Origin of the sequence: uncultured Granulicatella sp., from assembly GCF_938030755.1 — a bacterium.
GTDB lineage: Bacteria > Bacillota > Bacilli > Lactobacillales > Aerococcaceae > Granulicatella.
Genome location: NZ_CALHIF010000063.1, coordinates 50,463 through 60,400, shown reverse-complemented (window position 1 = coordinate 60,400; position 9,938 = coordinate 50,463). Strand labels below are relative to the sequence as shown.

The 9,938-nt window shown below is 35.8% G+C and carries 12 protein-coding genes; all 12 read right to left on the bottom strand.

Features of this window, described 5'->3' with window-relative positions; genetic code table 11:
- The coding region (glyS, locus tag Q0594_RS06785) for a glycine--tRNA ligase subunit beta (RefSeq protein WP_298730726.1) at positions 1-1,208 on the bottom strand (1,208 nt) is incomplete at its 3' end.
- Between the two features lie 20 nt (positions 1,209-1,228).
- The gene (glyQ, locus tag Q0594_RS06780; RefSeq protein ID WP_005605637.1) at positions 1,229-2,113 is read right to left on the bottom strand and encodes a glycine--tRNA ligase subunit alpha; all 885 of its coding nucleotides are present in this window, start codon (positions 2,111-2,113) and stop codon (positions 1,229-1,231) included.
- A gap of 14 nt (positions 2,114-2,127) precedes the next feature.
- Positions 2,128-2,370 carry a hypothetical protein gene (locus Q0594_RS06775; protein WP_298649291.1) on the bottom strand — a complete coding sequence of 81 codons (243 nt, stop codon included), beginning with the start codon at positions 2,368-2,370 and terminating at the stop codon, positions 2,128-2,130.
- Positions 2,371-2,655: 285 nt separating this feature from the next.
- The gene (gene recO / locus Q0594_RS06770) at positions 2,656-3,438 is read right to left on the bottom strand and encodes a DNA repair protein RecO (protein WP_298730723.1); all 783 of its coding nucleotides are present in this window, start codon (positions 3,436-3,438) and stop codon (positions 2,656-2,658) included.
- A gap of 11 nt (positions 3,439-3,449) precedes the next feature.
- The gene (era, locus tag Q0594_RS06765; protein ID WP_298730721.1) at positions 3,450-4,358 is read right to left on the bottom strand and encodes a GTPase Era; all 909 of its coding nucleotides are present in this window, start codon (positions 4,356-4,358) and stop codon (positions 3,450-3,452) included.
- A gap of 9 nt (positions 4,359-4,367) precedes the next feature.
- Entirely contained in the window at positions 4,368-4,748 is a 381-nt protein-coding gene (locus tag Q0594_RS06760; RefSeq protein ID WP_298649300.1) for a diacylglycerol kinase family protein, read from the bottom strand.
- Positions 4,738-5,226, bottom strand: a complete 489-nt coding sequence (gene ybeY, locus Q0594_RS06755; protein WP_278577620.1) for an rRNA maturation RNase YbeY — start codon at positions 5,224-5,226, stop codon at positions 4,738-4,740. The genes Q0594_RS06760 and ybeY overlap by 11 nt, the downstream gene beginning before the upstream one ends.
- A 156-nt stretch (positions 5,227-5,382) precedes the next feature.
- Positions 5,383-7,572 (bottom strand): HDIG domain-containing metalloprotein, encoded by a 2,190-nt coding sequence (locus Q0594_RS06750; RefSeq protein WP_298730719.1) that lies wholly within the window; start codon positions 7,570-7,572, stop codon positions 5,383-5,385.
- A complete protein-coding gene (locus tag Q0594_RS06745) occupies positions 7,553-8,560 on the bottom strand; it encodes a PhoH family protein (protein ID WP_298730717.1) in 1,008 nt (335 codons plus the stop codon). Before Q0594_RS06745 ends, Q0594_RS06750 begins: the two co-directional genes overlap by 20 nt.
- A 22-nt stretch (positions 8,561-8,582) precedes the next feature.
- A complete protein-coding gene (locus tag Q0594_RS06740; protein WP_298730715.1) occupies positions 8,583-9,029 on the bottom strand; it encodes a GatB/YqeY domain-containing protein in 447 nt (148 codons plus the stop codon).
- A 95-nt stretch (positions 9,030-9,124) separates the two neighbouring features.
- Positions 9,125-9,298, bottom strand: coding sequence for a 30S ribosomal protein S21 (rpsU, locus tag Q0594_RS06735; protein WP_005605651.1), 174 nt, complete (start codon positions 9,296-9,298; stop codon positions 9,125-9,127).
- A gap of 156 nt (positions 9,299-9,454) precedes the next feature.
- On the bottom strand, positions 9,455-9,937 hold the full coding sequence (locus Q0594_RS06730; RefSeq protein WP_298649318.1) for a Fur family transcriptional regulator: 483 nt from the start codon (positions 9,935-9,937) through the stop codon (positions 9,455-9,457).
- Position 9,938: the final 1 nt, after the last annotated feature.

Sequence of the window (9,938 nt, the reverse complement as noted above, 5' to 3'; positions counted from 1 at the left end):
TAACGACCTTCTTCTTCAGACCATTCAAACATTGGCCAATCAACCACCCAAAGGAAATTGAATTTGTCGTTATCAATCAAGCCAAATTCTTTAGCTATACGTCCAACAAGTAATTGAACACGATCCATTTTCTCTGTCATAGAACCAATCTTGGCATGGAAGTTTAATGTTTCTAATTTCTTCAAGAATGTTGTCATTGGAATCTTTAAGTCTTCTTCGTAGAAGAATAATGCATCTTCTAGACGAGCTGTTAATACTTTTTGATTTCCTTTTGCGACATTTTCAATCATGTAGTCATTACCGTTACGGACTGAAACGAAGAATGGTAATAATTGTTTTTCTTGGTTATACACAACGAAATAACGTTGGTGTTCTTTCATTGATGTGACTAATACTGGTTCTGGAACAACTAAGTATTTTTCATCAAAAGTACCCGCAAATGCTGTTGGGTATTCTAAAATTGAGCTTACTTCTTCTAATAAGTCTTCATCGATTGGAATAATCCAGTTATTTTTTGCAGCTAATTCTTGAATTTGATTGCGTACTAGCGCTTTACGTTCATCTTGGTTCACGATCACAAATTGTTCAGCCAAAGCTTTTTCATAGCTTTCTGGGCTTTCAATCGTTGCATCTTTTCCTAGGAAACGATGTCCTCTTGAAGTGCGTCCAGCTTTTACATCTAATACACCGATTTCTTCAATGACATCCTGTCCGTATAAAGCCACAATCCAGTGAATTGGACGTAAGTATTCAAATGTATGAGCTGCCCAACGCATTGTTACAGGGAATTTCATATCTGTAATCACAGAAGATAAGTTTTTAACTACTTCTTTTGTTGATTTACCAGCAATATGTTGTTTTACATGAATGTATTCAACACCATTCACTTCTTCCACATAAATGTCATCTGTTGTTAATCCTTTTCCACGAACAAATCCTTCAGCGGCTTTTGTCCAAGTACCGTCTTTTTGAGCAATTGCTAGAGATGGTCCTTTAAAGATTTCTTCGCGGTCTGCTTGTTCCTCTACTAATCCATTGACACGAACTGCCAATCTTCTTGGAGTCGCAAACGCTTCTACGGATTCAAATGCTAATTTTTCATCTTTGAAGAAGTCTTCCACACGTTTTGCTAATTGTTCAGAGCTTGTTCGAACATATTGAGCAGGTAATTCTTCTAAACCGATTTCTAATAATAATGATTGTGTCATTCTCTCTCCTCCAAACTCTCTTATTTCTCTTTCAATAATGGGAATCCTAGCGCTTCACGTTCTGCCACGAAAGTTTTCGCAATAGTACGAGCCATCTTACGAATACGGCCAAGGAATCCTGCACGGTCTGTTGCAGAAATAATTCCGCGAGCATCCATTAAGTTAAATGCATGAGAGCATTTTAAAACATAGTCATAGGCTGGGTGCACTAGACCTTTTTCCATTAATACAGTCGCTTCTTTTTCAAAGTCTGTGAATAATTGCATTAACAACTCAGCATTGCTTTCTTCAAATGCGTATTTAGAATGTTCATACTCAGGTTGAGTGAAGATATCACCGTATTTTACATCGCCAGTCCATACTAAATCATAAACACTCTCTACTTCTTGAATGTAGGAAGCAAGACGTTCTAGGCCATAAGTAATTTCGCTCGTTACTGGGTGACATTCTAATCCACCTACTTGTTGGAAGTATGTAAATTGGGTAACTTCCATTCCATCGAGCCATACTTCCCATCCTAAACCAGCACAACCAAGAGATGGGTTTTCCCAGTTATCTTCTACGAAACGAATATCGTGTTCTAATGGGTTAATTCCAAGAGCTTCTAAGCTTCCTAAATATAATTCTTGAATATTTTCAGGAGATGGTTTCATCACCACTTGGAATTGGTGGTGTTGGAATAAACGGTTTGGGTTTTCTCCGTAGCGACCATCTGCAGGACGACGTGAAGGTTCCACGTAAGCTGCATTCCAAGGTTCTGGCCCAATCGCACGAAGGAATGTATAAGGACTCATTGTCCCCGCCCCTTTTTCAGTATCATATGCTTGAAGAAGCAAGCACCCTTGATTAGACCAATAATTTTGTAATGTTAAAATAATTTCTTGAACACTTAATTTTTTTGCCATAATTGTTCCCCTTTCTATTGTGCATTCACAACTGGATAGAATTCATAAATCACACCAGGAATCACTTCACATTTCACTTCTTTAATCGCTTCATTTTTTGTTTTAAAACCGTACATTGAATGGTTTGCACTTGTTTGAAATTCCTCCAACACCTCGTCCTCATGACCGATGACAGTCACTTTAATCGGTGCTAAAGAAACCACCTTCAATTGAAAATTTTTGAATTCTGAAGCCGGGATGATCATTGTAAAATCCATACTACTTCCTCCTTTAACAAAATAAAAAAGTCCCTATGTACACAAAAAGCATACATAGGGACGACTAATCGCGGTTCCACCCTAATTTCTTGGTTTAAAACCAAGCTTCATTGTTGATAGACTCAAGTGCGCCACTTTTAATGACCCATGATATGGATTCCACCAGCCCATACTCTCTTTGACATTTTATCATTAAAAATCTCACCGTCAACGTCCTATTAATCTTTCACTATAGTACCGATAATTGCTTAAAAAGTCAAGTAAAGACAGCGTTTCACGCCACTCTTATTCTTGTCCTCTTTTCTTCATTAACGTTTCCCATTCGACCATCTGATTTAAAAATTTTTTACTCTTCAAACGAATACCGACATACTCTTCCATAATGGTGTCAAACAGGCGTCTTAATTCACTTGTAGTTTCACTCGATAATTGAATAGAACCAATTTGTTTTGGAGAATTTACAAGGGCTAATTGTCTTGCTACATACAATGCTTTTCTAGACAATTGCATGCGGTACTCATCTTCCTCTAAGTGATTCTTGCACAGACATCCGTGCTTTTGAATCGAAAAGTCAACTAAGTCCGTATCCCTATTACAAATAACACAATGTTGCCACTCCACATCTATCCCGTAATAACGAAGAATCTTGATTTCAAAGAACCTCAAAATTATTTCTGCATCGATTTCATTATTAATGGCTTCAATCGAGTCCCACAGCAGTTGGAAGACCGTCTTATTCACTATATGGTCATCCATTACGGCATCTGTTAACTGAGTTAAATAAGCTAAAACTGCTTGTGCCTTCACATCTTTCAAGACAATGATCGCTGGTTTGATATCATGACTATCCTTTAGAAAACTAAACCCATTTTGATGAATATGTCCCAGGAAAGTCGCTCTTGTGAACACCTGTGTAGCAGCCGTTAATGGATGATTGCTTTGCTGTGCATTTCGTAGAAAAAACATCAACTTTCCGTGATCTCTCGTCAAAATTTTTACGAGCATATCTTTTTCTCGGTACGTCTGTCTCATTATGACAATCCCATCAAAATAGTGATAATAATCCATTTGATTCCATCCTAATCTCTATAGTCTGTATCTTTATATCCGTATTCTTGTAGATTACTTTTACGTTTACGCCAGTCTTTTTCAACTTTTACCCACAATTCAAGATAAACCTTATTTCCGAGTAATTGTTGAATATCGCGTCTAGCTCTCGTCCCTATTTCTTTTAAGAGACGTCCACCTTTACCAATAATGATGCCTTTTTGAGATTTTCGCTCCACGATGATATTTGCATAGACATGAACCTTATCAAATTCATCTTTTTGCATCTTATCCACTGTTACTGCCACCGAGTGAGGAATTTCTTCCTGCGTTAACTGTAGAATCTTCTCACGAATCAATTCAGAAACCACAAAGTATTCAGGATGGTCAGTGATTTGATCTGCTGGATAATATTGTGGACCTTCCGGAAGTGCGTTAATAAGTGCTTCCATTAACTCATTCACATTATTTCCTTGTAATACTGAAATTGGAAAAACTCCCGCGAAGTCAAGTGCGTCTTTATAACTTTCGACACGTTCTAATAATACTTCTGGCGTTACTAAATCGATTTTATTCAACACTAAGAAAATCGGTGTCTTAATCCCTTTTAGTTTTTCAATAATGAAGTCGTCTCCTGGTCCACGTTTTTCACTGACATTGACCATAAATAAGACTGCATCCACTTCTTTTAAAGCAGAATAGGCACTCTTCACCATGAATTCACCGAGCTCATGTTTTGGTTTATGAATTCCAGGCGTATCTAAAAAAACAATCTGAGCGTTATCTTTCGTATAGACTCCTTGAATTTTGTTTCTTGTAGTTTGTGCTTTATCAGACATAATGGCAATCTTCTGACCTAACACATAGTTCATAAATGTTGATTTGCCGACGTTAGGTCGCCCCACAATCGCTACAAATCCTGATTTAAATGATTTTGTCATACTCTCTCCTTAAAAATGAATCCATTTTGGCAAAATTATAATCATCGCAATAACTACTGTAAAACCTGCGCTTAACAATACTCCACCCGCTGCAATATCTTTTGCCTTTTTAGCTTCAATATGATATTCCTTTTTCACTAATAAATCTACCAAATTTTCAACAACTGTGTTTAATATCTCCATGACTAATACTAAAAATATACAAAGTAATATAAAACACCATTCGAGTGCAGTTAATCCTGAAATGAAACTTATCAATATGGCCAACGCTGCCATGGACAAATGCGCTTTCATATTCCTTTCTTCATGAATAACTGTTTTGATTCCGTGTAGTGCATATTTCATAGAAGTCAAAAAGGTTGAATTTTTTTCTGTTTGTCTATCCGTCATTTCTAGTTAACCCATAAGCTTCTAAGATTTCTTGTTGCAATCCTGTCATTTCAGCTTCCTCTTCTTCAGTTTGATGGTCATAGCCATTTAAATGTAAAAATCCGTGAAGTGCTAAAAATCCAAGTTCTCTTTCAAGCGAATGACCATAATCTTCTGCTTGTTCTTTTGCACGGTCTAAAGAGATGACAATATCTCCAATTGAAGTCACGAAACTATCATCTTCCTCCATAATTGACTGCATGCTTGCAAAATCATCATCGTCATCATCCAATGCAAAACTGATAACATCCGTTACTTTATCGATATTTCTGAAATCACGATTGATTTCTCGAATCCGTTCACTAGATACGAAAGAAATACTACATTCTTTTGTTTGAGGTATTTTTAGAAAATCTGCTGCAAAAGATACCACCTTATGAACCAGTTCTTGATGACTTTCTGGAACTACTTCTGTTTCATCAATAATTTCAATAATCATTTTAAAATCTCCTTTATTCATGTCACTATTATTTTAACAAACTCCCTACATTATTGGAACTTTGACGAATGTTGAACTAAACATTAAATAAAAAATGATCCTTTCCCAAAAAATTGTTCATTAAACAATCTTAAAGGAAAGGATACTAACTCTTAACTAGGGTTTTTTTACAATTTTTGGATACTCTATTCGCGAATGGAATGTTCCGTTAAGAGAAGCCACAATATTTTTTTCTATAATGGACAACTCTTTCATCGTAATATCACATTCTACAAACTGACCATCTTCCAAGCGATTCATAATGATAGAATGAACCAAATTCTGAACTTTTTCTAAAGTAGGCTCTTTCATCGCTCGTGTTGCAGCCTCTGCACTATCTACAATATTAATGACTGCCGATTCTTTGGTCTGAGGTTTTGGACCAGGATATCTGAAATCTTCTTCAATCGCATCCGGATTTTCTTTTAGAGCTTCTGCATAAAAATATTTCATCAAAGTAGTTCCATGATGTTCTGCACAAATATCAATTACTGATTTTGGCAATTGATGTTCTTTTAAGATTTCTACTCCTTTACGAACATGATCAAAAATGATTTCTTTTGATTCATAAGGTCCAATCATTTTATGCGGACTTTCCATATGAGCAGGCAAGTTTTCAATAAAGAAGAACGGGTGCTCTGTTTTTCCAATATCATGATAATAGCTTGCTACTCGTGCTAATTGAGAATCTCCTCCAATTGCCTCTACACAGTTAGCTGAAATATTAGCCACCATTAGACTGTGATGATAAGTCCCAGGAGCTTTTGTAATTAAATCTTTTAACAGAGGTTGATTTGGATTGGATAACTCTGCCCATAAAAGGACTGAACTATCCTCAAAAAGGTAAGTTAGATATGGCATTAAAATTACTGGAATTATATACGATAAAAATCCACTAATCGCAGCAAATGCAAATAACCAACCAGATTGAGTAGAAACTAGTTCATAATTACTAAAAAATACAAATGGAATCATTAACGAAACAGGAATTAGAATTTGTAAAAGTAATTGTTTAAACCAAGATAAGTTTTTCCAATAAACTTCTTGAACAACTCCTAACCAAGCTGCAAGAGAAAAATAAACAGTTGTTAATGCTATTTCAGTATTGATATTGTCACTACCAAACATAAACCAGACTAAAATCGGATAAACCAACATCGCAATAATTGTGAAGAAAAATTTTGAGGTTAATTTATAAATAAGATAGATTAATCCAGCAATTGGAAAAGCAACACCAATGTAATCAATCCCTCTATTTTGCAAGAACGATAAAATTTTCAACAGTACAGCGCCCATTGAAAAAACAAAACTAAATACTGTTAATTCATTCAAACGGGTATCCCAGTCTTTACTTGAAACTCCCACTTTATATCGAAGCGAGAATACTAGTAGACTAACGATAAAGATTCCAAGGAAAATCAAGTAACTATAGAGTTGATGATAATTGTTTGTTGTCCCATTGATACCGAGTAATTCAAGAATACGTAAATCTTCTTGAGTAATAATATGCCCTTCTTGGATAAGCACTTGACCTTGAAGAATTCTAACGGTTGAGACGCTTTGTTTCGCATTCTCTTTTGCACTGTTGGTTGCATCTTTATCCACTACATTATTAGCAACAATGCTATTGGTTAACAACTGTCCTAATAATTCACGTTCTGAATCAGAGAATCCACCATTAAACAAAGATTTCTTTGCAGCTTCTTGCGCTTGCAACAAATTAGAATCTGTAATAGAAGAAGCCATTTGTTCCTTCGTTGCATCTTCTACAGCTTTCTCATAGCTATCTAATTTTTCAGAACTAGCGGACAGAAGTTGTACAATAACACTGTCTTTAATATATAAAGCAAAATCTCGAATGGCTTTATTTTCCCCATCTAAACTTTTCTTAAAATAGCTTAGGCGGTCTTGAATTGTAGCTACTTTTGTAGATGTTTCTCCAGTAGTTGTGGTAGTTGAATCTACCCCAAATATTTCGCTTGAAGATTTGGCTGCAACCGTTTTAATCGCTTGGAAAAACTGCTTTACTTTATCAATTTGTTGTTGTTGTTTGGTTTGGTCAAAAACATAAATATCTCCAACACCATCCATTGCCATTTGTTGATTTTTTGCGGTTTGCTCTTTATCCTCAATTGTTCTTGGAGAACGAATTGTTTCTTTAGCAACTTGATTTAATTCTAACGAATAAGAAGTTGGTTGTACATTACTCCACCCTAAAATGAGTAACACTAAAAATGTCAATCCTAATAAAGCAGGTAGATAGAGCATTCCTAAAGTCTCTTGAAACTTACGGAGCTTTTGTCTCACTTTCTTCACCTCGTTCCCTTTCAGTTTCCGTTGGTGCTGAATATGCATTAATAATTTCAGATACGATTGGATGACGTACAACGTCTCCTGCATCAAATTCCACAAACGCAATTCCATTGATACCTTTCAGCTTGCGTTCAGCATCTAAAAGACCACTGGCTTGATGTCCTTTTGGTAAGTCAATTTGAGACTTATCTCCATTAACAATCATTTTTGAACCAAAACCTAAACGAGTTAAGAACATTTTCATTTGAGCTCTAGTTGTATTTTGAGCTTCATCTAAAATGATAAATGAATCTTCTAGAGTACGCCCACGCATATACGCTAACGGCGCCACTTCAATGACTCCTCGTTCTAAGAGTCGATTCGTATGTTCCATACCGTATACGGTATAAAGAGCATCATATAACGGACGTAAATATGGATCTACTTTTTCTTTTAAGTCTCCTGGTAGGAAACCTAAATTTTCACCGGCTTCAACAGCTGGACGAGTCAAGATAATTTTCTTCACTTCGCCTTTCTTCAATGCTTGTACAGCCATCACAACAGCTACAAACGTTTTACCCGTTCCGGCAGGTCCAATGCCAAAGACTACATCAGTCTTCTTTATGGCATGAATATATTGCTGTTGACCATATGTTTTAGCACGAATCGCTTTCCCTGCAAATGTACGTCCAATTTCTTCGTTATACAAATTAACAAAGTAATCCAAAGTACCGCGTTTTGCCATCTTTACCGCGGTAATGATATCTGTTTTAGAAATACTAATTCCACGTGCAATTAAGTCTTGAAGTTGATTTAGTAGTTCTTTAACTTGAGTAGTAACCTCTTCTTCGCCAGTGATAAAGAGTTGCTCCCCACGATGAGTAATTTGTACTTGGAATGAATCTCCAATAAAACGAATATTCTGATCTTGAGAACCAAATAATTGAATTAATTGAGGATTATCGCTTAATTCAACACTTGCTTTTACGGTTTCATTTTCCAATCAGTTATCCTCCAATCCACACTTATTTATTTAAGTGTGCTTTTACTTGTTCTTTAATGACATTACCGTCTGCTTGACCTTTAAGAGCTTGCATCACTGCTCCCATTAATTTACCAAATTCTTTTTGAGTAGTAGCTCCTACTTGCTCAGCAATTTCAGCAATTTTTACTTGTACTTCTTCTAAAGAAAGTTGTGCTGGTAAGTACTTTTCAACAATTACTAATTCACCTTGTGTTTTTTCAACTAGTTCTGGTCGATTTGCTTTTTCAAATTCAACAATTGAATCACGGCGTTGTTTAGCTTCACGAGACAGAATCGTTAATTCTTCTTCAGGTGTTAGCTCGGATTTTTTATCAATTTCAGCCGCTTGAATTGCTGTTTTAATCATACGCAAAACGGCTAAAGTTTCTTTATCTTTTGCTTTCATTGCTGTTTTAATATCGTTGTTAATCGTTTCTTTTAATGACATTGTTCTCTCTCCATTCTTATATTTCGTTTGATTGATAAAAAAAGACTGGGACCTATAGCCCCAGCCTGACATAGTCATATGATACACAGAGTTGACTAGAACTTGCGTTTACGAGCTGCCTCTGATTTTTTCTTACGTCTTACACTTGGTTTTTCATAAAACTCACGTTTGCGAGCCTCTTGTAAAGTTCCGGTTTTAGAAACAGTACGTTTGAAGCGACGAAGAGCATCATCAAGTGATTCGTTTTTACGAACAACTGTTTTTGACATATCCTATTCCCTCCCTCCGAGCATTTAAAAGTAACTGTTTTCTTTTGAATAGAATAACCAAACAAACGAAATGTCCTTTTTTTATTATAGGAAAGGTTTACTAAAATGTCAATCAACTTCTCTACTGCCAATGAACTTTTTTAGGAAAACCTTAATTTATGCTTTAGTTGCGCATTTTTCGCAAAGTCCAAAAATCTCGAATCGATGAGAGTGAATTTCACAACCTTCTAATTGATCTTGGAAGAAGTCCATTGGGCACATATCTATTTCTTTTGTACTACCACACTTTTCACAAATGAAATGATGATGATGCCCATGTGTTTGGCAACGGAATCTAAATAATTTCTCACCATTTAATTCTGTTTCTTCTAAAATATTTAATTGTACAAAGGTATATAAATTACGATAAATTGTATCATAACTTAATTGCGGGAATTCAGGTGCAACTAACTCTTGTACTTGCTTTGCTGACAAGTAGCGATTCGCATCATTTAAAATTTCAACCAATCGTTGGCGTTTATTCGTGTGCTTGTAGCCCGCTTCTTTTAGAATCTCTAATGCTTCTTCAACATGATTATGTGAGTGGTTATGATGATGCTTACAGTGGTCGTGTCCACAGCAATGATCGTGTGAATGCATA